Annotated in this window: 22 protein-coding genes and 1 pseudogene; 11 read left to right on the forward strand and 12 right to left on the reverse strand. The window is 74.8% G+C overall.

The window, feature by feature from the left end:
* Positions 1–347: 347 nt before the first annotated feature.
* Positions 348–1,262 carry a hypothetical protein gene (locus tag FRCN3DRAFT_RS56800; protein ID WP_007517505.1) on the reverse strand — a complete coding sequence of 305 codons (915 nt, stop codon included), beginning with the start codon at positions 1,260–1,262 and terminating at the stop codon, positions 348–350.
* A 92-nt stretch (positions 1,263–1,354) separates the two neighbouring features.
* On the opposite strand from FRCN3DRAFT_RS56800, the gene FRCN3DRAFT_RS56805 reads away from it, so the two are divergent.
* Positions 1,355–1,528 carry a hypothetical protein gene (locus FRCN3DRAFT_RS56805; protein WP_232794364.1) on the forward strand — a complete coding sequence of 58 codons (174 nt, stop codon included), beginning with the start codon at positions 1,355–1,357 and terminating at the stop codon, positions 1,526–1,528.
* Here FRCN3DRAFT_RS56805 and FRCN3DRAFT_RS0236485 read toward each other — a convergent pair.
* From FRCN3DRAFT_RS0236485 to FRCN3DRAFT_RS57275, 3 genes are all read right to left on the reverse strand, one after another.
* Positions 1,525–2,691: a tetratricopeptide repeat protein gene (locus FRCN3DRAFT_RS0236485; RefSeq protein WP_007517501.1), complete on the reverse strand. Its 1,167-nt coding sequence runs from the start codon at positions 2,689–2,691 to the stop codon at positions 1,525–1,527. The two genes, FRCN3DRAFT_RS56805 and FRCN3DRAFT_RS0236485, sit on opposite strands and share 4 nt — an antisense overlap.
* Positions 2,692–2,863: 172 nt before the next feature.
* Complete coding sequence (locus tag FRCN3DRAFT_RS0236490; protein WP_007517499.1) at positions 2,864–4,696, reverse strand: glycoside hydrolase family 15 protein; 1,833 nt, start codon at positions 4,694–4,696, stop codon at positions 2,864–2,866.
* Positions 4,697–5,084: 388 nt separating this feature from the next.
* Complete coding sequence (locus FRCN3DRAFT_RS57275) at positions 5,085–5,207, reverse strand: hypothetical protein (protein ID WP_007517496.1); 123 nt, start codon at positions 5,205–5,207, stop codon at positions 5,085–5,087.
* Between FRCN3DRAFT_RS57275 and FRCN3DRAFT_RS0236500 the strand changes: the two genes are divergently transcribed.
* Positions 5,200–5,571, forward strand: a complete 372-nt coding sequence (locus FRCN3DRAFT_RS0236500) for a hypothetical protein (RefSeq protein WP_027141261.1) — start codon at positions 5,200–5,202, stop codon at positions 5,569–5,571. The two genes, FRCN3DRAFT_RS57275 and FRCN3DRAFT_RS0236500, sit on opposite strands and share 8 nt — an antisense overlap.
* A 41-nt stretch (positions 5,572–5,612) precedes the next feature.
* Here the strand turns inward: FRCN3DRAFT_RS0236500 and FRCN3DRAFT_RS0236505 are convergent, their stop codons facing one another.
* Complete coding sequence (locus FRCN3DRAFT_RS0236505; protein WP_007517492.1) at positions 5,613–6,146, reverse strand: PGPGW domain-containing protein; 534 nt, start codon at positions 6,144–6,146, stop codon at positions 5,613–5,615.
* Between the two features lie 341 nt (positions 6,147–6,487).
* On the opposite strand from FRCN3DRAFT_RS0236505, the gene FRCN3DRAFT_RS0236510 reads away from it, so the two are divergent.
* The 3 genes from FRCN3DRAFT_RS0236510 (at position 6,488) to fabI (ending at position 9,187) form a co-directional block, all read left to right on the forward strand.
* Positions 6,488–6,970 (forward strand): cation:proton antiporter regulatory subunit, encoded by a 483-nt coding sequence (locus FRCN3DRAFT_RS0236510; RefSeq protein WP_007517490.1) that lies wholly within the window; start codon positions 6,488–6,490, stop codon positions 6,968–6,970.
* Between the two features lie 15 nt (positions 6,971–6,985).
* Positions 6,986–8,200 carry a cation:proton antiporter gene (locus tag FRCN3DRAFT_RS0236515; protein ID WP_007517488.1) on the forward strand — a complete coding sequence of 405 codons (1,215 nt, stop codon included), beginning with the start codon at positions 6,986–6,988 and terminating at the stop codon, positions 8,198–8,200.
* Between the two features lie 213 nt (positions 8,201–8,413).
* Positions 8,414–9,187 (forward strand): enoyl-ACP reductase FabI, encoded by a 774-nt coding sequence (gene fabI / locus FRCN3DRAFT_RS0236520; RefSeq protein ID WP_007517486.1) that lies wholly within the window; start codon positions 8,414–8,416, stop codon positions 9,185–9,187.
* Between the two features lie 61 nt (positions 9,188–9,248).
* Here fabI and FRCN3DRAFT_RS0236525 read toward each other — a convergent pair whose 3' ends face one another.
* Positions 9,249–10,484 carry a GNAT family N-acetyltransferase gene (locus FRCN3DRAFT_RS0236525; protein ID WP_007517485.1) on the reverse strand — a complete coding sequence of 412 codons (1,236 nt, stop codon included), beginning with the start codon at positions 10,482–10,484 and terminating at the stop codon, positions 9,249–9,251.
* A gap of 197 nt (positions 10,485–10,681) precedes the next feature.
* Here FRCN3DRAFT_RS0236525 and FRCN3DRAFT_RS0236530 point away from each other — a divergent pair, with 197 nt between their 5' ends.
* Positions 10,682–11,992 carry an L-2-hydroxyglutarate oxidase gene (locus tag FRCN3DRAFT_RS0236530; protein WP_007517484.1) on the forward strand — a complete coding sequence of 437 codons (1,311 nt, stop codon included), beginning with the start codon at positions 10,682–10,684 and terminating at the stop codon, positions 11,990–11,992.
* A gap of 3 nt (positions 11,993–11,995) precedes the next feature.
* On the opposite strand, the gene FRCN3DRAFT_RS0236535 is transcribed toward FRCN3DRAFT_RS0236530, so the two are convergent.
* The 3 genes from FRCN3DRAFT_RS0236535 to FRCN3DRAFT_RS0236545 form a co-directional block, all read right to left on the reverse strand.
* Positions 11,996–13,084, reverse strand: coding sequence for a 2-dehydropantoate 2-reductase (locus FRCN3DRAFT_RS0236535; RefSeq protein ID WP_106410636.1), 1,089 nt, complete (start codon positions 13,082–13,084; stop codon positions 11,996–11,998).
* Positions 13,085–13,283: 199 nt separating this feature from the next.
* Positions 13,284–13,487: a zinc-binding dehydrogenase gene (locus tag FRCN3DRAFT_RS56810; protein ID WP_083401529.1), complete on the reverse strand. Its 204-nt coding sequence runs from the start codon at positions 13,485–13,487 to the stop codon at positions 13,284–13,286.
* A 39-nt stretch (positions 13,488–13,526) separates the two neighbouring features.
* Positions 13,527–14,243, reverse strand: a complete 717-nt coding sequence (locus FRCN3DRAFT_RS0236545) for a quinone oxidoreductase family protein (RefSeq protein WP_007517480.1) — start codon at positions 14,241–14,243, stop codon at positions 13,527–13,529.
* A gap of 147 nt (positions 14,244–14,390) precedes the next feature.
* Between FRCN3DRAFT_RS0236545 and FRCN3DRAFT_RS0236550 the strand changes: the two genes are divergently transcribed.
* Positions 14,391–15,698: an aminotransferase class V-fold PLP-dependent enzyme gene (locus FRCN3DRAFT_RS0236550; RefSeq protein WP_027141263.1), complete on the forward strand. Its 1,308-nt coding sequence runs from the start codon at positions 14,391–14,393 to the stop codon at positions 15,696–15,698.
* A gap of 87 nt (positions 15,699–15,785) precedes the next feature.
* Positions 15,786–17,390 carry a M28 family peptidase gene (locus FRCN3DRAFT_RS0236555; protein ID WP_007517477.1) on the forward strand — a complete coding sequence of 535 codons (1,605 nt, stop codon included), beginning with the start codon at positions 15,786–15,788 and terminating at the stop codon, positions 17,388–17,390.
* Positions 17,391–17,412: 22 nt separating this feature from the next.
* Here FRCN3DRAFT_RS0236555 and FRCN3DRAFT_RS0236560 read toward each other — a convergent pair whose 3' ends face one another.
* Positions 17,413–18,123, reverse strand: a complete 711-nt coding sequence (locus FRCN3DRAFT_RS0236560; RefSeq protein ID WP_007517475.1) for an MBL fold metallo-hydrolase — start codon at positions 18,121–18,123, stop codon at positions 17,413–17,415.
* Between the two features lie 92 nt (positions 18,124–18,215).
* Here FRCN3DRAFT_RS0236560 and FRCN3DRAFT_RS0236565 point away from each other — a divergent pair, with 92 nt between their 5' ends.
* On the forward strand, positions 18,216–19,409 hold the full coding sequence (locus tag FRCN3DRAFT_RS0236565) for a DUF5685 family protein (RefSeq protein ID WP_007517474.1): 1,194 nt from the start codon (positions 18,216–18,218) through the stop codon (positions 19,407–19,409).
* Between the two features lie 244 nt (positions 19,410–19,653).
* A pseudogene (locus tag FRCN3DRAFT_RS47995) lies at positions 19,654–20,310 on the forward strand (response regulator transcription factor); the annotation flags it as partial.
* Positions 20,311–20,633: 323 nt separating this feature from the next.
* Here FRCN3DRAFT_RS47995 and FRCN3DRAFT_RS50250 read toward each other — a convergent pair.
* Both FRCN3DRAFT_RS50250 and FRCN3DRAFT_RS53675 read right to left on the reverse strand, forming a co-directional pair.
* Positions 20,634–21,605 carry a hypothetical protein gene (locus tag FRCN3DRAFT_RS50250; RefSeq protein ID WP_007517470.1) on the reverse strand — a complete coding sequence of 324 codons (972 nt, stop codon included), beginning with the start codon at positions 21,603–21,605 and terminating at the stop codon, positions 20,634–20,636.
* A 104-nt stretch (positions 21,606–21,709) separates the two neighbouring features.
* Positions 21,710–22,510 (reverse strand): hypothetical protein, encoded by an 801-nt coding sequence (locus FRCN3DRAFT_RS53675; RefSeq protein ID WP_007517468.1) that lies wholly within the window; start codon positions 22,508–22,510, stop codon positions 21,710–21,712.
* 319 nt (positions 22,511–22,829) lie between these two features.
* Between FRCN3DRAFT_RS53675 and FRCN3DRAFT_RS56815 the strand changes: the two genes are divergently transcribed.
* A partial coding sequence (locus FRCN3DRAFT_RS56815) for a hypothetical protein (RefSeq protein WP_232794365.1) occupies positions 22,830–23,048 on the forward strand: 219 nt, incomplete at its 3' end.

Raw genomic sequence — 23,048 nt, forward strand, 5'->3', positions numbered from 1 at the left:
CGCACGACGCCTGGACCCGTGACCCGGGCGTCCGCGAGGTGTCCGCCAGCGGTTCGGGCGCCGGGGCACGCGGCACCGGCGTCATGTCCATCCGCCCGATGAACGCGGGGGCGGTGGTCGTGCCGACGGCCAGGAGCTCGGCCGTGACGGTCGCGGGCGAGCCCGTCCCGCCCGCCGGCTCGCGTGGCGGCCGGCTGGCCACCCATGTCGCCTCATACCTGGACCAGGCACCGCCGCCCGCGCCGGACCCGCCGGCCCTGCCCGCCGACCTGGACCCGGCCGACGGCCTGGAGGCCAACGGGACGACGGCGGGGCTTTCGTCCACTCAGGCGGCCTTCGGCGACCTGCTACGTAGCTTCGCCTGGCTCGCGCCCCGGGCGGCCAGCGCCGTCGTCACGATCTCGACCAGGGACGCCGACACCGTCGTCGCCGGCTGGCTCGCCCCAGCCCCGTCCCGGTCCACCGCCGGCCATCGGCCAGACGGCCCGACCAACCCGAACGGTCCGTCCAATCCAGACGGCCCAGACGGCCCAGACGGCCGTGATGGTTCCGGACAGCCGCCCGATGCCGGTCTGGCGGCGGCCGACCCGACCGAGCCACCGACGATCTCGGCGGGCGGGCGGCGCCACGTCGCCGGAGCGCTCTCGCCGGGCGCGTTCACCGGGGTACTGGGCAACCTCGCCGTGGCGTGGAACCGGCAGGGCCTGCCGTTGCTGCCGATCGGCGTGACCGACGAACTCACCGCCGGCCGGGTCGTCCCGGCCTGGGCGGCGGCCTGCGCCGCGGACGGCCGGTCGGTGCTGGCGGTCGCCGACACCGGCGCCGACAGGCGCTTCGCCGGCCTCGCGGCCACGCTGTCCGCAACCGGCGCGACCGGCGCGGGCGAGGTGACCCGCTACGAGCCGGCGTTTGCCCAGGATCTGGCCTGGTGCCTGCTGGCCGCGCTCGGCCGGCTCGGCCGGGCCGACGGTTCGTCGAGCCTGCTGCGCCTGTCGGCCCGGCCCGTCGACCAACGGCTCGGCGCCGTCCCGCCGGCCGCGCCCGACCGGGCCCGCCGGCGGGCCGCCGTCCTCGGCGGCGGCTACCGGCTGCGCGACGGCGGCCGCAGACCGGTGGTCACCCTGGTCGGGATGGGCGCCGTCCTGCCCGAGGTGCTGGTCGCGGCGGACCAGCTGGAGGCCGAGCTCGGCGCGGGCGTGGGCGTGGCCGTCGTGACGTCGGCGGACCTGCTGTTCGACGCCCTGCGCGCCCGCGACGCCCACCCCCGCCCGCCGACGACGATGCCCCCGGCGGCCGCCCGCTCGGCGTCCTGGACGAGATGTTCCCGGCGTGGGCTCGCGCCCCACTGGTCACCGTGGTCGACGGGGACCCCCGCCAGCTCGGCTTCCTGGCCGGGGTCCACGGCGACCGGCTGGCCGCGGTCGGGCCGACCGTCACCACGGGCCCGGGCGCGCCCGAGGCGCCGGTCGAGGTCGCCGCCATCGTCGAAACGGCCCGTCGGTTGCTCGCGGCCGCCGGCGGCGGCTAGCGGTCGCGCAGGGAGAGGGCCTCGCGGCCGGCGGCCTGGGCGCCGGCCGCGTCGCCGCCGGCGGCGCGGACGCGGGCGACCTGCTCGAGCGCCCACACCAGGTCGCGCAGGATCTCGGGGCGGTCACCGACGATCTGGTGACGGCGCCGCTCGACGCCCAGCGCCTCCTCGAAGCCCTCGATCGCCGCGGGCAGGTCGCCGAGGGCCTCCTTGGCGCCCGCGACCTTGTCGAGCCCGACGGACAGGTCGCGCAGCACGGTCGGGTGCTCGCCGTACTCGGTGCGCAGCCAGCGCACCAGCGCCAGCGACTCGGCGAAGGACTCGAGCGCGCCGGCGACGTCGCCCTGGTCGTAGCGCATGTTGCCGACCAGGCTCAGCGAGTGGAAGAGGGCCCGCGGCACGGTCGGGTCGATGTCGGTGCCACCGGCCACGGCGAGCGCCCGGCGGGCCGTCGTCACGCCCTCGGCGTAGCGGGCCAGCGCGCCGGCGGCATCGCCGCGCAGCCGCAGCATGTCGCCGACGTCGAGCAGGCCGCGGGAGATGTCACGCAGCAGCGGGGCGACGTCGCCGTAGACGGAGAGCAGCCCGCGGCGCACCTCGAGGGCCTCGGTGTAGGCGTCCAGCGCCGCGGTGGTGTCGCCCTGCTGCTGACGCAGGTCGCCGATCTTCTCCAGGGTGTTCGCGAGCCGCTGGCGGGCCTGCGGCGCCGGGGCCCCGCCGTCGGCGAGCAGCCGGTGCGCCAGCGCCAGGCACTCGGTCTGGATGTCCAGCGCGCCGACCAGGTCACCGAGGGCGGCCCGCGCGGCACCGGCGCGCTCCAGGCTGACGCCGAGGCGGTGCTCCGACTCGGGGCTGCGGTCGGCCGTCGCCAGGTGCCGGTTGATCCGCAGCGCTTCCTCGTAGTTCTCCTGGGCGGGCGCCGCCCGGCCGTGGTCGAGCAGCGCGTCGCCGTGCTCGATGAGCACGGCCGCCAGATGCCCTAGGTCGGCGACTCCGCTGGTGGCCGAGGCGACCCGCTCCCTGCTGACCGAGACCAACGCGTCCAGGGCCGTGAGCAGGGTGTCGAGGTCACCACGCTCCCTGGCCAGCTTGGCCAGCCGTTCGAGGTTCTGCGGGGTCAGCTGCTGTCCGGTGGCCGCGACCTGACCTGCGTGGTCGTCCATATCCGGAAGAGTAGTAGTAGCCGGGATCGATCACACTGGCGCTTGGGAGTCCGGTTCTGACGAGTTACTGACGTATTGACGCCCCGCGACGACTGTGTCGCGGGACGTCACCCGCTATGTTCGCACCGGCTCAGCCCGGCCACCGCTCATCGGCCACGTTGCTGGAGCGGACCTAACCGAAGAAATGGCCGGGCGGGTAGGCGCGGTCGGTGCGGGAGCGGGGCGTGCCGCGCAGCGCGTCGGTGAGCGTGCGGGCCGTGTTGACCAGCGGGACGTGGCTGAACGCCTGTGGGAAGTTACCGGTCATCCGGCCCAGGCGCGGGTCGTACTCCTCGGCGAGCAGCCCCACGTCGTTGCGCAGCGCGAGCAGCCGCTCGAACAGTTCCTGGGCCTCGCGGACCCGGCCGGACAGGGCGTAGTTGTCCGCCAGCCAGAACGTGCAGGCCAGGAACGCGCCCTCGCCGGCGGGCAGGCCGTCGACGGCGCCGTCCTCGGCGGTCGGGTACCGGTTGACGAAGCCGTCCTCGAGCAGCTCGCGCTCGATCGCGGCGACCGTGCCGACGACGCGCGGGTCCGTCGCCGGCAGGAAGCCGACCAGCGGCATGTACAGCAGCGCGGCGTCGAGTTCCTTCGAGCCGTAGAACTGGGTGAAGGTGCCGCGGTCGGCGTCGAAGCCACGGCCGCAGACCTCGCGGTGGATCTCGTCGCGCAGCGCCGTCCAGCGCTCCACCGGCCCCGGCAGCCCCGACTCGACGATGCCCTTCACGGCGCGGTCGGCGGCGACCCAGGCCATGACCTTGGAATGGGTGAAGTGCCGGCGCGGGCCGCGGACCTCCCAGATGCCCTCGTCCGGCTTGCGCCAGCCGGTCTCGAGGAAGTCCATCAGCTTGGCCTGCAGCGGCCAGGAGTCGTCCCGGCCGTCGACCTGGGTGGCCATCCTGGCGACGTGCAGGGCGTCGAGCACCTCGCCGTACACATCGAGCTGGAACTGGTCGACGGCGGCGTTGCCGACCCGCACCGGCGCGGAGTTCTCGTAGCCGGACAGCCAGGAGACCTCGTACTCGGGCAGCCGGCGCTCCCCCGCCACCCCGTACATGATCTGGACACGGGACGGGTCGCCGGCGACCGCGCGCAGCAGCCACTCGCGCCAGGCCAGTGCCTCGCTGGTGAATCCGGCGTCGAGCAGGGCCAGCAGGGTGATCGTCGCGTCACGCAGCCAGCAGTAGCGGTAGTCCCAGTTGCGGACGCCGCCGATGTGCTCGGGCAGCGAGGTGGTGACCGCGGCGACGATGCCGCCGGTCGGAGCGAACGTGAGCGCCTTCAGGGTGATCAGCGAGCGGCGCACGGCGGACTGGTAGAGGCCGTCGTAGGTGCAGCCGGCCATCCAGTCGGTCCACCAGGCCTCGGTCTGGGCGATCAGCTGGCGGACGGCGAGCGCCGGCGGCGTCGGCTGGTGCGACGGGTACCAGGTCAGCGAGAACGGGACGGACTGGCCGGCCGACACCTCGAACTCGGCGAAGGTCGCGAGGTCGTGGCCCTCCATCGGCGCGGTGGTGCGCAGCGTGACCGCGTCCGGCCCGGCGGTCGCGGTCATGGTGTGCTCGTCGCGGCGGCGCACCCACGGGACGATCGAGCCGTAGTCGAACCGGATCCGGGTCTCGCTGCGCATCCGTACCCTGCCGGTCAGTCCCTCCACCAGCCGCAGCACGGCGTGCGTGCCGGCGCGGGGAAGCATCGCGTCGGTGATCCGGACGGTCCCGGTGGCGGTGGTCATGTCCGTCTCGAGGACCAGGGTGTCGCCGCGGTAGCGGCGGGTCACGCCCACGACCGGCTCGACCGGCGAGATCTTCCAGTGCCCGGCGTTCTCGTCCCCGAGCAGCGCGGCAAAGCACGCCGGCGAGTCGATCCGGGGCAGGCACAGCCAGTCGATCGAACCGTCTCGGGAGACGAGCGCCGCCGAGTGCGTGTCGCCGATCAGCGCGTAGTCCTCGATGAGGGATGCCACTACTGCTCCTAGCGCGATGTGCGGCATCGCCCGGGGCCCGGCGCAACGCGGACGACGAACGCGCGCTTGCACCGGGCGGGCTCCGCCGGGGTGTTCAGGAGGTTCTGGTGCCGCGCGGCGATGGGCGGCGTCAGGAGGCCGCTGTGGGCCTCACAAGGCGGTACAGATTACGAGCCCGACCTGCGGGCTAGGTTGGGGGTATGGCCCAACCGAGTAGTCCTCGCGTGGGCCGGACCAGATTTGATGTCCCAACCCGACAGGGATTCCTCGACGTGACCGCAAGCCCCCCAGCACCGGAGCCGGTTCCCGGAACGGCCCCCTCGCCGGTTTCCGAAGCTCCAACGGCCCTACAGATTGCACCATCCCCGGACCCACTGGCGTGGCCGGATCACCAATCCGACAGCACGGGGCCCTCGACGGCCGGCGGCACGTCGCCGACGAACGCCGCGGTCGCCAGTGCCGCGCCAGTGCCACGGCCACGGCCACCGAAGCCGTCGGCGTGGGTGAGCACGCGGCGTTACCTGCTCGACCGGCGCCGACGGCCCGCGGTCGTGCTCGGGCTGATCGCGCTGGTCGGGATCGTGGTGTTCGGGGTGTACGCGGTCGTCGACGGGCCCCCGCCGACCGTCGAGGCGGTCGTCGTCTTCAAGGCGGAGACGACCGACGCGCAGAAGGAGGCGGTCCGCGCCGCCTGCCCGACCGTCGGCGGCGCCATCCAGGAGCCACGGGACGACAACAACCTCGCGTCCACCCGCGCCTATCCGCTGCGCTACAACCTCACCACGGCGTCCAGCTCCGACCGGGCCAAGCTGTTCGAGTGCGTCCAGGCCCAGGCCGGAGTCATCGGCATCACCACCGAGACCCAGGGCCAATAGCGCAGGGTTAGTGACACAGCGCCAGCAGGGCGGCCACCGTGTCAGCGGTCGGCTGGGCGGGAGGCAGCGGGAGCGGGCTCGTCGTGCGCGCCGTGCGCGCCGTCGGCGGGGGTGTCCTCGGCGGCGTCGCGGCGAGCTTCCAGTACCTCGGCCGGGGTGGGCTGGCCCGACTCGCGGGCCTGCTTGGCCTGCCAGAGGCTGACGATGATCGTGGCCAGCACGGCCAGGCCGCCGAAGATCACGCTGCCACCGCTCCAGGCCGACGAGCCAGGCAGGTCGTCGTAGATGATCCAGAGGATGCCGGCGGCCACCATCGCGATCCCGAACAGGATCGAGCCGGCCGTCGACCAGACCCGCGACGCCGCGAGGTCGGCCAGGTCGGCGGCCTTCTGCCGGGCGGACTCGAAGCGGGTCCGCGCCCAGTCGTACTCCAGGCCGAGGATGAAGAAGCCGAGCGCGACGACGAGGAAACCCGGCCCCGGCAGCACGAGCATCGCCGCGCCAAGACCGAGGACGGCGACACCGAACACTGTCAGTGCGATCCGCCGTAGCAGGCGGGCTGGCGACCTGAGCACGACTGGTGGCTCCCTCCTGCTTTCGACGCGTCCTTCCCCCGACGCCCTGACCTCATACTGCCTGGTAGAAGTTGGCCCGCGGCGCATTCGTGACCGCGGTCGCCGTCGCCTTCCCGACTCGTCCAGCCCAGGCGGGGTCGGCCGGAGTGGGGGGATCGCTCCCGGCGCGGGCCGGTTGAGCCAGGCAGGGACCAGTTAGTGTGGCCGTGGGCGACCCAATAACTTGGCCGCCTGGCTACCGGCCTCGGCCGGCGCGGGAGCGGGGGTCGTCAGCGGACGCCGAGCCGGCAGCCGTCGATCTCGCGGCTCTGACCGACGACAGGCGACGAAAGGCCCCTATCGTGGACATCGAGGAGACCGCGCTTCCCGGGATCGGGCTGCGGCACGAGTTCAACACCCGTGGCGGGCGGCGGGTCGGCGTCGTGTCGCGGCACAAGGGGCGGCGCGACCTGGTGATCTACGACGCCGACGACCCGGACTCGGTCGCCGAGTCACTCACGCTCACCGCCGAGGAGAGCGACGCGCTGTCGGAGCTGCTCGGCGCGCCGCACATCGTGGAGAAGCTCGCCGACCTGAGCAAGGTGTTCGCGGGCCTGGTCGGCGAACAGATCAAAATCGCGCCGGAGTCGCCGTACGCCGGCGGGCTGCTGGGCGACACCCAGGCTCGTACCCGCACCGGCGCCTCGATCGTGGCCGTCGTGCGTGACCATGAGGTGCTCGCCTCGCCCCGGCCGGACTTCCGGTTCGAGCCGGACGACGTCGTCGTGGTCGTCGGGACGCCGGACAACACCGCCGCCGTCGCCGAGCTGTTCCGCACTGGTTGACGGCGGGACAACGGTATGGAACACACCGCTTCGATTTTCATCGAGCTGGGCGGGGTCCTGTTCTGCCTCGGCGTCATCGGGCACCTCGCCAGCATGGTCGGGATCTCCCCGATCCCCTTCTACCTCGTCGCCGGGCTCGCCTTCGGCAAGGGCGGGCTGCTGCCGCTGGTCGCCAGCGAGGAGTTCATCAAGACCGGCGCCGAGATCGGCGTGGTCCTGCTCCTGCTCACCCTCGGCCTGGAGTACACCGCCGACGAGCTGATCCACGGACTGCGCAGACAGGCCCCGGCGGGCGCCGTCGACCTCCTGCTCAACGCCATGCCCGGCGTCGCCGCGGCCTTCCTGCTCGGCTGGGGCGGTACCGCCGCGGTGGTGATGGGCGGCGTCACCGCGATCTCCTCGTCCGGGATCATCGCGAAGGTCCTCGGCGACCTCGGCCGGCTCGGCAACCGGGAGACCCCGGTGGTGCTGTCGGTCCTGGTGATCGAGGACCTGGCGATGGCCGTCTACCTGCCGATCGTCACCGCGCTGCTCGCCCACCAGACGATCGCGCGCGGCTCACTCACGCTCGCCATCGCGCTCGGCACCCTGGTCGCGGTGCTGTTCGTCGCGCTGCGCCACAGCTCCAAGGTCACCCGGCTCGTGTTCAACCCCAAGGCCGAGCGCAACGACGAGATCATCCTGCTGCGCGCGCTCGGGCTCGCGCTGCTGGTCGCGGGCGTCGCCCAGCGGCTGCAGGTGTCGGCCGCGGTGGGCGCCTTCCTCGTCGGCATCGCGCTGTCCGGGCCGGTGGCGGAGGGGGCCCGCGAGGTGCTGACCCCGCTACGCGACCTGTTCGCCGCCGTGTTCTTCGTGTTCTTCGGCCTGCACACCGACCCGGCCGAGATCCCGCCGGTGCTGGGGGTGGCGGCGCTGCTCGCCGTCGCCGGGGTGGCGACGAAGGTGGCGACGGGCTGGTGGGCGGCGCGCAGGGCCGGGGTGGCGACGCTGGGCCGGTTCCGCGCGGGCGCCGCGCTGGTGGCCCGCGGCGAGTTCTCGATCGTCATCGCCGGGCTCGCGGTCTCGGCCGGGGTCAGCCCGCGGCTCGGGCCGCTCGCCGCCAGCTACGTGCTGCTGATGGCGGTGGTGGGCCCGCTCGCCGCCCGGTTCGTCGAGCCGATCACCCGGGCCGGCCTGCGCCGCCTGAACCGCAAGCCCGCCACCGCCGCCACCGGCGGCCCTCCGTTGTGACATTGGTTCGCTCCGTGCGGGCACGGCATTCCGGCGACCTCCGCTGCGGCCCAACCCCTTCGCTTCGCTCGGGGCCGGGCCTCCGCGGAGGCGCGCCTCCGCGCCGCACGGTCGCCTGCCGCTGAGCGCGTCCGGGGGTCGGTCACGCGACGCGCCGGCCACTGCACCACCGGATGTGTCACCCGCGTGGGCCGCTTTGGCAGGATGCCAACCATGAGCGGACTTCTCGAAGGCAAGCGGGTTCTCGTCACCGGCGTGCTGACCGACGCGTCGATCGCGTTCGCGGTCGCCCGGATCGCCCAGGAGCAGGGCGCCACCGTCGTGCTCACCGGCTTCGGCCGCGGGCTGTCGCTCACCCGCCGGATCTCGCGCCGGCTGCCGACCGAGGCCCCGGTCATCGAGCTGGACGTCACCGACGAGGAGCACCTCGGCGGACTCGCCGACAAGGTCCTCGAGCACGTCGACGGCCTCGACGGGGTGCTGCACGCGATCGGCTTCGCGCCCGAGTCGGTGCTCGGCGGCAAGCCGTTCGTCGACGCCGCCTGGCCGGAGGTGGGTGTCGCGCTGCAGGTGTCGACCTGGTCGCTGGCCGCGCTCACCCGGGCGACGCTGCCGCTGTTCGGCGAGCACGCGAGCGTCGTCGGCCTGGACTTCGACGCCTCCGTCGCCTGGCCGAGCTACGACTGGATGGGTGTCGCCAAGGCCGGCCTCGCCTCCGCGGCCCGTTACCTCGCCCGTGACCTCGGCCCCCGCGGTGTGCGGGTGAACCTGGTCTCCGCCGGCCCGCTGCGCACGATGGCCGCCAAGAGCATCCCCGGCTTCGAGAAGTTCGAGGCGGTCTGGGACGACAAGGCGCCGCTCGGCTGGGAGGTGCAGGACACCGAGCCCGCCGCCCGTGCCTGCGTCGCCCTCATGTCCGAGTGGTTCCCCGCCACCACCGGCGAGATCATCCACGTCGACGGCGGCTTCCACGCCATCGGCGCCTAGGCCGAAGCGCCGGGCGCCGGGTCCTGGCCGCGCGGGACCGCGCGGCCAGGACCCGGCCGGCTCAGAAGCGGGTGCCGCTGTAAGGAAGAGTGCCGGTCGCGAACAGGGCGTCGGCCGTCGTGAGTGCGGCCGGGTCGCGCACGTCGGCCCGGCCGGCCGCCGCAAGCTGCCACCAGCGCGTCCCACCCAGGTAGACCGCGCCGAGGCCGGCCACGTCGACTCTCAGGCCGGTTGGCACCGGAGCGGACGCGGGCAGCCGGGTCGCGCCCTCCTGGCTGATCTCGTAGGCGCCCGAGTTCGCCGGCAGCAGGTCGTCGACGACCTCGACGACGACGCTTCCGGCGCCCTGGTAGGTCCTGGCCGCCAGCGCCGCCGGCACGTCCAGCAGCCGCAGCCACGTCTCGTCCTCGATGTCGAGGAACCGGACGGCGCGGTGGTCGGTCAGCGCCGCCGGCAGCGGGTCGTCGAGCGGCAGGTCGTCGATCACGATCTTGTCGACCAGGTCGAGGCGCAGTAGGTGGCGCAGCAGGCCGGCCCTCGCGGCGGGTGTGCCGGCGACCAGGTCGTCGACGACGATCGTCCGGTCGCCCTCCAGGTGCCAGTCGGTGGACAGGTCGGGGTGGTAGCAGGCGAAGCCGTCCTCGGCGCCCGGCTCGCCGTGCACGACCACGTAGGACGGGCGGTCGTGGTCCCGCAGTCGCCGCAGCCCCACGTTCCACCACAGGCCGGGGCGGCCGATGGCGCCCGGCTGGTGCGCCGGCAGTCTCTCGTGGATCCGGGCGAGCAGGTCCCAGGACTCGACCGGGTCGACCAGGCGCACCGGGCCGCCGCGCGGGGCCGTCGGGCACCAGCGCGCCCTGGCCCTCGTCACCACGGCCCGTCCCGTCTGGGTCGCCAGGCCGTACCCGAACCGCCCGTAGATCGTCGCCTCGCTGGCCCGCAGCGTGGCGACCGCGTCGCCGCGGGCGGCGGCGTCGGCGAGCTGGGCGCGCATGAGCGCGGTGAGCAGGCCGCGACGGGTGTGCGTCGGCAGCACGCCCACCCCGGTGACGGCGGTGTGCGGCAGGCGCCGGCCGCCGGGGACCGCGAGCCAGCCGGTGAACCCGTCGGTGGTGCCGACGAGCTGGCCGTCGACGAAGGCGCCGAACAGGCGTCCCTTCTCGAAGTACGCGTCGCCGTGCGGGTCCTCGGGGGTGAAGTAGGTGCGCCTGGTCATCGCGACCAGCGCCGTGTGGAACACCTCCACCGCCGCGGGCCGCTCCGCCGGTTCGAGGACCCGCACCTCGTGCCCGCTCACTGGCTCTCCCTCCGCCGGCCGGCCGTCCGCCACCGCCTGCCGGCCCAGGCATCCTCGCCTGTCCGGTGCCGGCCGTCACGGGAGATTCCTGGAACAGCCGGGCAAGCACGGGACCTGCGGACCAGGCCGGACGGCCGGGCCTGGATACTGGACGACGTCGAGGCCGGGTGGGGCTCGCGAAACGGAGGCGGCGACAGGTGGCGGGACGTATCGCGGTGGTCGGCGGCGGGATCCTGGGGCTGGCGGTGGCCAGGCGTCTCGAGCAGGTGGATCCGTCGGCCGCGGTGACCGTCTTCGAGAAAGAGCAGGACATCGCCCGCCACCAGACCGGCCGCAACAGCGGGGTGGTGCACGCCGGGCTTTACTACACGCCCGGCTCGCTGAAGGCGACGCTGTGCCGGCGCGGCGTCGGCCTGCTGCGCGAGTACGTCGAGGCGCGCGACATCCGCTACGACGAGTGCGGCAAGGTCGTCGTCGCGGTCGACGAGACCGAGATCGACAGGCTCAAGGAGATCGCCCGCCGGGCCGAGGCGAACGGCGTGCCGCGCTGCGAATGGCTCGACGGCGACGGGCTGCGCAAGATCGAGCCGCACGCGCGCGGCGTCGCCGCGCTGCACTCCCCCACGACGGCGATCGTCGACTACCCGGCGGTCTGCCGGGCGCTGCGCGCCGACGTCCAGGACGCCGGCGGCACGGTGCGCACCGGCGCCGAGGTCGTCGGCATCGAGGAGAAGACCGACGGGGTGTGGCTGCGGCTGCGGGTGCGCGGCACCGCGCCGGTGACGCCGAACGGGCACCACCCCGACGGCGAGAGCGCCGCCGCGAAGGGCGAGCTGCGCGAGGTGACCGAGCAGGTCGGCCCGTTCGACCTGCTGGTCTCGTGTGCCGGGCTGCAGTCCGACCAGGTCGCCCGGCTCACCGGTGAGGACCCGTCGCCCCGGATCATCCCGTTCCGCGGCGACTACTGGCTGCTGCGCCCCGAGCGGCGCGACCTCGTCCGCGGGCTGATCTACCCGGTGCCCGACCCGCGCTACCCGTTCCTCGGGATCCACCTGACCAAGCGGGTCGACGGCGAGGTGCTCGTCGGCCCGAACGCGGTGCTCGCCACCGCCCGCGAGGGCTACACCGTCGGCACCGTCAAGGGCGGCGACCTGCGGGAGACGCTCGCCTGGCCCGGCATGCGCAAGCTGGCCAAGGCGCACTGGAAGACCGGCGCGAAGGAGATGCTGCGCACCGCCAGCAAGCGGGCGTTCGTCGCCGAGGCGCGCCGGTACGTGCCGGAGCTGTCCGCCGCGGACGTCGTGCGCGGGCCGGCCGGGGTGCGGGCGCAGGCCGTCGCCCGGGACGGCAGCCTCGTCGACGACTTCGTGCTCGCCCACCACGGCCGCGTCCTGCACGTCCGCAACGCCCCGTCGCCCGGCGCGACGGCGTCGCTGGCGATCGCCGAGTACATCGTCGCCAAGCTCGTCCCGGAGCCCCAGACCGACTCGACCCACCCCACCGACTGACGGCTACCCCACCGCCTCCCCGCCGCCGTCGCTGATGGCGGCGAGCAGGGGGAGGACGGTCCGGCAGGTCGGGGTGGGGATGCCGTGCTCCGCGCCGATGCGGACGACGGCGCCGATCAGCTCCTCGTGCTCGAGGCGGCGGCCGGCGATCCGGTCGTAGAGCATGGACGTGCCCGCGCCGGGCGGCTGGCCGCGCAGCCGGCGCACGGTGAACTCCGGCAGCCCGTCGGGCACCTCGGCGCCGTCGGCGTGGGCGACCGCGACCGTCTCCGCCATGATCGCGAGCGCGAGCCGGGCGACGTCGTCACGCCGGAGCACCTCCAGGCGGCGCCCGGTCAGCGTCGTCACGGTGTTCGCGGCGCTGTTGACGCACAGCTTCGTCCAGGCCGCGGTGGCGAAGTCGTCGGTGAGGCGGATCTCCCCGCCCTGGAAGACCCGTTCGGCCAGCCTTTCGGCCAGCTGGACGTCGGGCACCTGGAGCACGCCGCCGGCGCGGTGGCGGACCACGCCCGGCCGCTCCGCCTCGGCGTTGATGTAGACGACGGCGGGCAGCACCTGTTCGGGATGCGCGAACGCGGCGACCCGCTCGGCGTGGCGGACCCCGTTCTGCAGCACGGCGACGCCGGTTCCCGGCCCGACGGTCGCGGCGAGCCACGGCGCCACGGCCGGGATCTGGTGGGCCTTGGTGGCGAGCAGTACCCAGTCGAACCCGTATGTGGGCAGCACCGCCGGGTCGGTGACCACCTCGGCCGGCACCTCGGTCTCGACGTCGCCGCCGTCCGCCCCGGTGGAGACGACGACCAGCCGGTCGAACGGGCGGCGGACGCACAGCCACACCTCGGCGCCGGCCGCGGCGGCCCGGGCCGCGAAGTAGCCACCGACGGCGCCGGCCCCGATGACGGCGACCCGGGCGGGCGGCGTCCCCGCCCGCGGCGGCATCGGCCGCGCGACCCGGCCGGTGACGAAGTCCATCTCCGGCCCCGGCGGCGCCACGATCCCCGCCCGGGCGCGCGAGGGCCGCTCGCCCGGCTCGGCGTGGCCCGGAACATCGTGACGGGCGGGCAGCGCCGAGGCCGCCGCGGAATCGGCCATGCCACGAGACTGCCCGACCCCGACCCGCACCGGCCACCGGACCGGCTCACCACCGGCGGTGTTCTGCCACACTGCGACCGCTTCCACCCAGGTCGGACCCGCTTGCGCCGCTCCGTACTCCACCGGCCCGTTCGGGCGCTTCTCCCGACCGTCCCACGCGCAGCGAACACGCTCCGGCCGTGTGTTCGCTGTGCGTGGGCTACCGCTGGGTGGCGAGGACGACCTTGCCGAGGACGGAACGGGCGCGCAGGCGGGCGACGGCGTCGTCGAAGCGGGCGAGCGGGACGACCTCGTCGACGGGGATCCGCAGCCGGCCGGCGATGATGTCCGCGGCGACGGCGCGTACGGCGGCGGCGCGCCGCTCGGGGGTCGTGACCAGGCCCGCGTAGCCGAGCAGACTCAGTCCCTTGCGGTAGAAGGTCCGGCCGGGGAAGGAGACGTCCTAGCCGGCCGAGACGCCGAGGATGACGATCCGGCCGCCGATCGCCGCGAGCTCCACCGCGCCCGGGGTGAAACCACCGCCCAGCGGGTCGATGACGAGCGTCGGACGGAGGTCGCCGACCTTCGCGACCAGGTCTTCCGCCCCCGCCACCACCACCCGGTCCGCGCCGAGCGCCGCCACCGCGGCCGCCTTGGCCGCCGACCCGACCTGCCCGACGACGCTCGCCCCGGCGATCTTCGCGAGCTGGACGGCGACGACACCGACCCCGCCGCCGGCGCCGAGCACCAGCACGCGGTCATCCGAGGTGACCTTGCCGAGCGCGTGCAACGACTCGTACGCGGTCACCGCCACCGTGCCGAGCGCGCCCGCCTGCGCCGGGTCCAGCTCCGCCGGCACCTCGATGACGGCGTCGCGCGGCGCGACGACCGCGTCGGCCCAGGTGCCGTCCCGCAGGAGCCCCACACCGGAGCCCGTGACGACGACGCGGGTGCCGTCGACGGTCCCCGTGCCCTCGACGCCGATGGTCCGCGGCAGCCGGGCGGTGTCGCCGACGGTCCCGACGGCGGCATAGGTGTCGATCGGGTTGACGCCCGCGTGGTCGACGCGGACGAGCACCTCGCCGTCCCCCGGGGCTGGCAGCCAGAGGTCCTCCACGACCTGTAGTGGCTCCCCGACCGCCACCAGCCGGACAGCCCTCGTCGTCACCCCGTCGCTCATCGCCGCGCGCCTCTCTCCTGGCCGGGCGGCTCGCCGCCGCGGCCCACCCGGCCGCCTGCGTGCGACGAGGGGAACCTCACCGAGCCGGGCGCCGAGAACCCTGGTCGTCCCCTCCTGGGACTGGCCGTCGGATGCCACTCTGGCACTGTGACCGACGTAGTTGATGACAGGGCGGGGGCCGCCGGCGGGGCGGAATCCCCTGGCGGGACGAACACGGGCGGCGAGGAACCGGTGCCCTCGCCCGAGCTGGGCCGGCGATGGCGGGCGGCCCGCGACGGCCTGGCGGTGGTCCATCTGGACGCGGCCGCGGCGGGCGCGACGAGCCAGGCCGTCGTCGACGCGCAGGCGACGCATCTGGCGGCCGAGGCGACGCTCGGCTCGTACGGCGCCCAGGAAGGCGCGGCCGAACGCCTCGCCGCGGCGCGGTCGGCCCTGGCCGGGCTGCTCGACCCGACGCTCACCGGGGCCGACGTCGCCTTCCATCACTGCGCGACCTCGGGATTCACCGCGCTGCTGGACGCCTGGCCGCTGCCGCCGGGCGGGCGGGTCGGGATCGTGCCGAGCGACTTCTCCTCGAACCTGCTGGCGCTGCGCGCCCGCGCGCTGCGCGACGGCCTGGAACTCGTCGACCTGCCGGTGCTCCCCGACGGCCGGATCGACGTCGACCGTCTCCGCCAAGGTGACGGTCCGGCAGCGCTGGACCGGCTGGACCTGGTGACGTTCCCCGAGATACCGAGCCAGCGGGGCCTCGTCCAGCCGACCGCGGCGGTGGCCGCGCTGTGCCGGGACGCCGAGGTACCGATGCTGCTCGACGTCGCGCAGTCGCTCGGCCAGGTCGACGTGGCCGCCGCCGGCGCCACCGGCGGCGTCTCGGCCTACGTCGGAACGTCACGCAAATGGCTGTGTGGCCCGCGCGGCGTCGGCTTCCTGGCCGTGCGGCCCGACTTCGTCGACCGGCTCGGCGTGCCCGCCCCGACGGGGTACACGGCCCGCTGGGAGCCCGACCCAGTTGCCCCGGGCGGCGGGCGGCTGGTCGCGTTCGGGGGTGTCGGCAGGTTCGACGTCGGCGAGGCGCCGGTCGCGGCCCGGGTAGGGCTCGCGGTCGCACTGGCCGAGCACGTCGAGGCGGGCCCGGAGCGGGTGCGCGCCCGCGTTCAGGCGCTGGGCGGGGCGGCCCGTCGGCGGCTCGACGCGGTCGCGGGCTGGCGGCTCGGCGAGGACCTCGATTCCCCGTCCGGGATCGTCACCCTCCGGCCGCCCTCCGGCGTCGACCCGGCGGCCGTCCGCGGCCGGCTCCAGCGCGAGGAGAACGTCCTCGCCACCGCCATCGACGAGACCCGGGCCCGTGACGCGGTCCCGGCGCTGCGCGTGAGCCCCCACGTCTACAGCACCCTCGCCGATCTCGACCGGTTCGCCGAGGCCCTGGAACGCGTCACCACCCGGCCCGCGCCCTAGCCGAAGAGGTGTGCCGGCCGGCTGGCGTTCGGCGGGGCCTTCCCCGAAGATCCACGGAAATGGTCAAGGGACACAGGAGGCGCGGCGATGGTCAGGCACCGAGAGGCCCCGGACGGGAACGGGGACGCGGCGCGGTCGCCGGCGCGGGAGCGGGCGGTCGCCGGCGGGTGGACTGGCGGGCCGCTAGGGCGGCGTGAGTTCCTCGGCGGGACGCTCGCCGCCGCGGCCGCGACGGTCACCGGCGTGGCCGGGTGCCGGTCGGGGAGCGCGCCCCCTGCGCCGGGGGCGACCGCGACCGCGGCGGGGCCGCCGGCCCTGCCCGGCGTCGAGGAGATGGTGGGCTGGATCGAGCAGATCGTGGCCCAGGGGGTGCGCCGGCCCGGCTACCCGGCCGACACCTGGGTCGAGGGGTTCATCACGGCGAGGTTCCGCGAGCTCGGCCTGGTCGACGTGCACACGGAACCGGTGGCGGTCACCAGGTGGGAGCCGACGCGGTACTCGCTGGTGGCGACCCCGGCGGGCGCGGCGCCGCGCGAGCTGAGGTGCTTCCCGGTACCGCTCGCCGCCCCGGCCGAGGGGCTCGACGTCGAGCTCGCGCGTTTCGACGAGGCGGTCCCGGGCGCCGTGGCGGGGCGAGCGGCGCTGGTCGACGCCAAGGTCGTCGCGCTGCCGCCCGCGCTGCCCGCCACCTTCGGGAGCGCTCCGAAGGACTCCGCCCAGCGGGTGTACGACCCGGATGGCACGTTCGCCGGTGAGACGCAGGTCCTGCCGCTGCCCGCCGGTTCCGACGGCATCGCCCAGCAGGCCGTCGGGGCGGGCGCGGTCGCGTTCGTCGGGACGCTGCTTGACTACCCCGGCGACGACTGTCGCTACTACTTCCCGTACAACGGCCGCACGACCGCGATCCCCGGCGTGTGGATCAACGGGAGTGACGGCCGGTGGCTGGCTGACCAGCTCACCCGCGGGCCGGTCCGGATCCGCCTCGACGTCGCGGCCAGCACCGCGCCGGCCAGCAGCGACAACATCGTCGGTGACCTGCCGGGACCCGCGGGCGACGACGAGCTGGTGCTGGTCGGCTCGCACCACGACGGGCCATGGGCGTCGGCGGTCGAGGACGGCACCGGGATCGCCATGGTGCTCGCCCAGGCCGCCTACTGGGCGCGGGTTCCGGCGGCGAACCGACCCCATCGAATGCGCTTCCTGCTGCACGGCGGGCACTTCTACGGCGGTGCCGGGCTGGTCGACTACGTGGCGAAGCACCGCGCCGAGCTGGAGAAGGTCGTCCTCGAGGTGCACCTGGAGCACGCCGCCCGCGACATCGCCGAGCGCGACGGCCGGCTCGCGCCGACCGGCCGGTGCGTGCCCCGTTGGTTCTTCACCAGCAGGATCCCGGCGCTGGAGTCGACGGTCCACGACGCGCTCGTCGCCGAGCGGCTCGGCCGGTCGATGCTGCTGGCGCCGGACGCGTTCGGCCCGGCCCCGCTGTCCGACGGCGCCTTCTACCACACGGCCGGTGTCCCGATCGTCCAGTTCCTGTCCGCGCCCTGGTACCTGTTCGACGAGGCCGACACCCTCGACAAGGTCGACCGTGACAGCCTGCTGCCCATCGCCCGCGCCGTGATCCGCGTCATCGAGTCGACGCGGGGCATCACGGCGGCGAAGCTACGCGCGGGCCTCGTCACCCGTCAGTGATCTCGGGGCGGCCGCGGCCCGGTCAGCCGAAGGCCCGCAGCCACTGCTGCTGGTCGCGGAGACGGTAGACGATGTTGGTGGCGGTGACGTCGGCCATGGAGGCGCTGCGCAGCGGCGGCGAGTAGAAATGGCCCGGGTAGACGACCGGGTTGTCCGGGAGGGCGGCGAGCCGCTGCAGGCTCTCGTACATGTCCGCCGGGCTGCCGCCGGGGAAGTCGGTGCGGCCGCAGCCGTCGAGGAAGAGGGTGTCGCCGGCGACCAGCCGGCCGTCGACGAGGAAGCACTGGCTGCCCGGGGTGTGCCCGGGGGTGTGCAGCAGCCGGATCGGGATCGCGCCGACCTCGACCGTGTCGTCATGGTCGTGGGAGACGAGGTCCGTCTCGGAGACGCCGGTGACCCGCCGGACGAACTCGGCCTCGTTCTTGTGGACGTGCACCGGCGCCGGCGCCTTGGCCAGCACCTCCATGATCCCGGCGAGCGAGAAGCCCATCATGCTGCCGCCGACGTGGTCCGGGTGGTGGTGGGTGGCGAGCATGCCGACGAGCCGCATCCCGTCGGCCTCGAGGATCCCGAGCAGGTCGTCCGCCGCGTACGCCGGGTCGACGAGCACCGCCTCGCCGGTCTCCCGGTCCCCGATGGCGTAGCAGAAGTTGACCATCTGCGCGGCGACGGGGTCGCCGGCGGCGAAGTCCCGGCCCGACAGCAGCTGGCGAAAGTAAAGACGGTCGGCCATGACCGCCAGGCTAATCGTTCCCGACGATCGGCCAGGTGCCGTCCGACGGACACAGTACGGACAAAGCGGCGCTCGTCTGAGAAGGTACCGCCATGTTCGGCATACTTCGGCCCTGCCGGCACCGCCTGGGCGAGGACCTCACCGCCGTCTGGATGTCCCACCTGTGCGGTATGTGCCTGACGCTGCGAGACCGGCAGGGTCACTGGGCGCGGGCCGCGACGAACGTCGACGGACTGGTGCTCTCGGTGCTGGTGGCCGCACAGACCGGCGAGGCGGCGACGAGGAAGGCCGGGCCGTGCGCCCTGCGCGGTCTGCGCACCGCCGAGGTGGCGACGCGGGACGACCCGGGCGCGATGCTCGCCGCCGCGGTCTCGCTGACCGCCGCCGCGACGAACGTCGACGACCACGTCGCCGACGGCGATGGGCCGTTCGCCCGCCGGCCGGTCGCGGCGCTCGCCGGCCGGTTCGCCGGCGCGGCCGCCCGTGGCGGCGCGAGCCTCGGCGCCGAGCTGAGCTTCGACGTGGACGCGCTGGCGCGCGCGGCCGGGCGGCAGCAGGCCGTGGAGGCCGCGGCCGGGCCGGGCACGGCGCTGACCGCGGTGACCGCGCCGGCGGAGGAGGCCGCGTCTCGGGCGTTCGCGCACACGGCGGCGCTCGCGGGCCGGCCGGGCAACGCGGAGCCGCTCGCCGAGGTCGGCCGGCTGTTCGGCCGGCTCGCCCACCTGGTCGACGCGGTCGCCGACCAGGTGGCCGACGACGCCAGGGACGCCTGGAACCCGCTGACCGCCACCGGGACGACCCTCGCCCAGGCTCGGGCGCTGTGCGACGACGCGCTGCTCGGGATCGCGCTCGCCCTGCGCGACGTCGAGTTCGCCCCCGACCCGGGAGCCCCCGCGCGCACCGCCGCCCGCCGCAACCGGCATGCCCGCCTGGCGCACCTGCTGCTCGTCCACGAGCTGGAGCTGGCGGTCGACAACGCGTTCCGCGGCGCCCAGCCGCAGCCTGGCCGTCCGCCCGGCCCCGGCCGACCGGGTGGTCCGGGCGGTCCTGGCCCAGGGCGGCCGGGCCGCCGGGTCACCCTCCCGACCTGTCTCGCCGCGGCCGGGATGTTCTGCACCTGTCAGATGTGCTGCGGCCACTACACGTCACCCTTCGACGGCCAGCAGAAGCAGGGCATCTGCTCCGGCAACTGCGGAGACTGCGGAGACTGCGGGGACTGCTGCCAAGGCTGCGGGGACTGCTGCGACTGTTGTGACGGTTGCGATGGTTGCGACTGCGGCTGTTGATGGTCGCGACTCCGACCACCGCCGTCGCGAAGCCGGGATTTCCTGCGGCTCTTATGCCGAGAAGGTTGGCCTCGTCACCGTCTGCTGAAATGGTGCGGTGCCTCCCCCTGCCCCCCCGCCTCCCCCCGATGCCCGCCCCCCGGACGACTCGTCGGAAAGCCCAGCTCTCGCCCCCCGCGGCGACGGTGAAGACAGCTCCGGCGATGTCGAGAAGCACTCAACCGACGGCGATCCGTGGTCGCCGGTAACCGTCGCGGCGGTAGATGATCACCCGATAGTGCTAGAAGGCCTGAGCGTGGCGTTGCGCCAACTGCCCGGTGTCGAGCTGGTCGCCACCGCCAGGTCGGCCGAGGAGCTGCTGGCCGGCCCGGGCCGGCATGCCGACGTCGTACTGCTGGACCTCAGCCTCGGTGACGGAACGAACCCGCCGGACACCATCCGCCAGCTGATCGACCGCGGGATGGGTGTCGCGGTCTACAGCGCCACCGCCGACCCCGCGACGGTGCGCCTGGCGATCCGCGCGGGCGCCGCCGCGTTCGTGGCCAAGACCGACCAGCTGGAGGATCTCGCCAGGGCGGTGCACGCGACCGCCGACGGCACCGGCTGGATCTCGCCGTCGCTCGCATTCCTGCTGCTCACCGACGACGCCCCCGACCGACCCCGGCTGTCCGCCCAGGAAAGCCAGGCGCTGCAGCTCTATGCGGCCGGCATGTCGATGAAGCGGGTCGCGAGCAAGATGGGCATCGCGGTGGAGACCGCCAAGCAGTACATCGACCGGGTCCGCAGGAAGTACCGCGAGATCGGCCGCGAGGCCACCACCAAGATCGATCTTCTCCATCGCGCCGTGGAGGACGGCTACCTCGACCCACCCGGCCCCACCGGTCTGGGACCGCACGCCTGACACCCTTGGGCATCGCGGCGTCACCCGGCGCGCGGATGTTGACCCGCGCGGGTGCCGGCAGGCTCGCGGGCTGCCGGCACCCGCCACGGCAGCGCCAGGCCGTACCCCGCGCACGGCCGGCGCCACCCAGCCGGTGACCATGGACGTCCTCCCCCAAGGCTGTCCTGGTCCCCCGAACCCGGCTGGTGCGACACCGAGTCTGCCGGAAACGGATAGTTCGGTCACGACCCCAATAGTCCCGCTTTCCCGTCCCCTATCAGGGGGTCATCCGGACCGGGCGGGCGATCCACGGCTGGGGTTACCTCGGCCGGGTCGTCAGCACCTCAGCGGGGATCGTCGTCCGGCGGCCACAGCCACGACCCGCCGCGGCCGTCGCCATGGCCGTCCTCGCGTGGCCCTCTCCAACGCCCACGCCCCGGCCCCGGGCGGGCGAGCAGCGCGGCGGCGATGGCCAGCAGGCCGCCGACGAGGACCAGCCACAGCCCTGGCCCGATCACGGTGGTGGCCTCGATGCCCGACCCGGCCAGCAGCCCGCCGCCGCGCAGGTAGCCGATGTCGATCAACGCGACGAGCGTCGTGGCGAGGCCCGTGACACCCGAGAGGCCAGCGACCAGCCGGCCGGCGTGCCCGCCCGGCCGGGCGGCGAGGCCCGCCGCGGCGAGTCCCGTGAGGATCCCGAGGCCGAGCGTGAGCCGGCCGTGCTGGCCCGCGTCCAGCCCGGCGACCGAATATTCCATCAGTCCGAAGGCGCGCACCGTCGCCCAGGTCATCGTCGACGAGATCACCGTGAGCAGCGCCCCAGCCGTCGCCAGCGCCGCCGGCAGGACCAGTGCGGCCCAGCCCCGGGACCACCAGCCTGGCCGCGTTCGCGCCGTGGCGGCCGGCCGGGAGCCCGCGTCCACGGGTCCGCTCGCCGCGGCTCGGGCAGACGCCCCCGACTCCGGGTAGACGGCGTCCCAGCCCGGCCAGGCCACGGACGTGCCCGGCCGAGCCCATCGCGGGTCGGCGGTGGCAGCCGCCGCGGCGCGCCAGGCCGCCTTGGCCACCTGGACGCGGTGATCTGGGTCCCTTCCCTGCCTGCCGCCCTCGGCCTCGCCGGCGCGCGGCGTGCCTGGCCCCGTCCCGCCCCGCGTCTGCCCAGCCCGCCGGGGCTCGGTCCGCCGCGGCTCCGTCCGCCGGGAGCCGACGGCGCCCCGCGACCCGGCGACGTCAGGCGCGCCCGGCACGGCGTGCGTATCGGGATCTGCCTGGAAGTCGGGCGCGTCCGCGCCTGGCGGAACCAGTTGCTCGGCCACGGGTCGGTGGTACCACGGGTAACAATCCGATGCCCGTCGACCACCATGAGTAACCGACACCGAGGCCCAAACCGCCCAGGACCTCGACCGGGGGCGAAGGCGTCCTAGCGCGTCCGGTTGGCGCGGTGGTCGCCGGCCTGCCTGGGCGCCGGTGGCTCCGGACGGTGCCGCGCGTCGGGCCGGCGGGACAGGGGCGGCATCGGGCTGTCCTCGGGTTCGTCCTCTCGCGCCGGGGCGCCGCGGCGTGGCATCAGCGCCGCCACCAGGGCGAGTACGCCGGCCACGAGTGAGACGTAGAGCCCGGCCTCCGGCCGCACCACGATCTGGTCGGCGGAGATCCCGCGAAAGGTCGCCAGCGTGGGCGGCCCGATCAGCAGGTCGCCGCCGGCCATGACGACGAGCAGGCCGGCGAGCACCGGACCAAGCGGCCCGTCACCCGACAGCCGGCGCCGGGCGAGCCCCGCGACGCCGAGCACGGCCAGCGCGAGCCCCAGCACCACCGTGAACCGCCCGTCTCCCACCGTCAGGCCGGTGAACGTGCGCTCCTCGTCGCTGGACGCGAGCGTGCTCCAGGGCGCGAGCGCCGCGCCCGCCGCGGCCAGCCCGGCGACCACCAGAGTCAGGGAGGCCATCCGGCCGCGGACCGGCCGGGCCGTCGGCGCCTCCGGCGGATCCGGCAGCCATCCGCGAGCCGGGCGCCCGGCGTCCTGTTCCGCGGCCGGCGGCCTCCCGCCGCCGTCGAGCCCGGACTCGGACCCGGACCCGGACTCCGATTCGGATTCGGACTCGTCAGAGCCGTGGTCCCCCTCGGCCGGGACCTCGTCCGCGTCACGGCCGAGCTCGGCGCCGCGTTCCGCTCGCGCCGCCTCCCGCCGAGCCTCGGTGCGTCGGGCGGAGAGTCCCATCGGTGGAGTTCCCGGATCGACGGGCCCCGCGTTCTCTCCCTGATCGACGCCGGGGCTACCGCCGGCCCGGCGAAGCCCGGGGCCCAGGTCAGACCGGCTTCGCCAGTCCGATCTGTCCGCTGGCGGGTCGCCGATGCGGGAGGGCTGCGCAGAAGCGGGTCTGGCGGGTTGCTGGGAGGTCTGGAGCGCCGGTCTGGCCTCGGTGGCCCTGGCGTCCGCCGGCCGGGCCCCTGCCCGGGGCCCGACGCGGGGCAGGGCCGCGGTGCTCTCCGGGCTCACCTCCGCCGGGCCGGCCTGGTGCTGTCCCCCGGAGCGGCGGGTGTCGGACGGCCGGGTCTCGCCGCCCCGTCCCGCTGGCTCCGTCCTGCCGGGCTCGGCCGCCGCGGCCTGCGCCCGGGCCGGCCCGGGCCTGGACGTCGTGGGCTCGGCCCTGGGTGACTGGGCCCTGGGTGTCTGGGCTCTGGCCACCTCGGTGGCGCCAGCGCGCCGGGCTGGCCGGGGCGTGGTCCGCCGCAGCGACACCCACACCGTCGGCGAC

Source organism: Pseudofrankia saprophytica, assembly GCF_000235425.2.
GTDB lineage: Bacteria > Actinomycetota > Actinomycetes > Frankiales > Frankiaceae > Pseudofrankia > Pseudofrankia saprophytica.

What these genes read in the sequence shown, in the direction of transcription:
- FRCN3DRAFT_RS53675 (WP_007517468.1), bottom strand. Translation starts at nt 22,510, where the DNA reads ATGGGACTCTCCGCCCGACGCACCGAGGCTCGGCGGGAGGCGGCGCGA.
- FRCN3DRAFT_RS0236565 (WP_007517474.1), top strand. Translation starts at nt 18,216, where the DNA reads ATGTTCGGCATACTTCGGCCCTGCCGGCACCGCCTGGGCGAGGACCTC.
- FRCN3DRAFT_RS0236555 (WP_007517477.1), top strand. Translation starts at nt 15,786, where the DNA reads ATGGTCAGGCACCGAGAGGCCCCGGACGGGAACGGGGACGCGGCGCGG.
- FRCN3DRAFT_RS0236485 (WP_007517501.1), bottom strand. Translation starts at nt 2,691, where the DNA reads ATGGACGACCACGCAGGTCAGGTCGCGGCCACCGGACAGCAGCTGACC.
- FRCN3DRAFT_RS0236560 (WP_007517475.1), bottom strand. Translation starts at nt 18,123, where the DNA reads ATGGCCGACCGTCTTTACTTTCGCCAGCTGCTGTCGGGCCGGGACTTC.
- FRCN3DRAFT_RS0236535 (WP_106410636.1), bottom strand. Translation starts at nt 13,084, where the DNA reads ATGGCCGATTCCGCGGCGGCCTCGGCGCTGCCCGCCCGTCACGATGTT.
- FRCN3DRAFT_RS0236515 (WP_007517488.1), top strand. Translation starts at nt 6,986, where the DNA reads ATGGAACACACCGCTTCGATTTTCATCGAGCTGGGCGGGGTCCTGTTC.
- FRCN3DRAFT_RS0236545 (WP_007517480.1), bottom strand. Translation starts at nt 14,243, where the DNA reads ATGAGCGACGGGGTGACGACGAGGGCTGTCCGGCTGGTGGCGGTCGGG.
- fabI (WP_007517486.1), top strand. Translation starts at nt 8,414, where the DNA reads ATGAGCGGACTTCTCGAAGGCAAGCGGGTTCTCGTCACCGGCGTGCTG.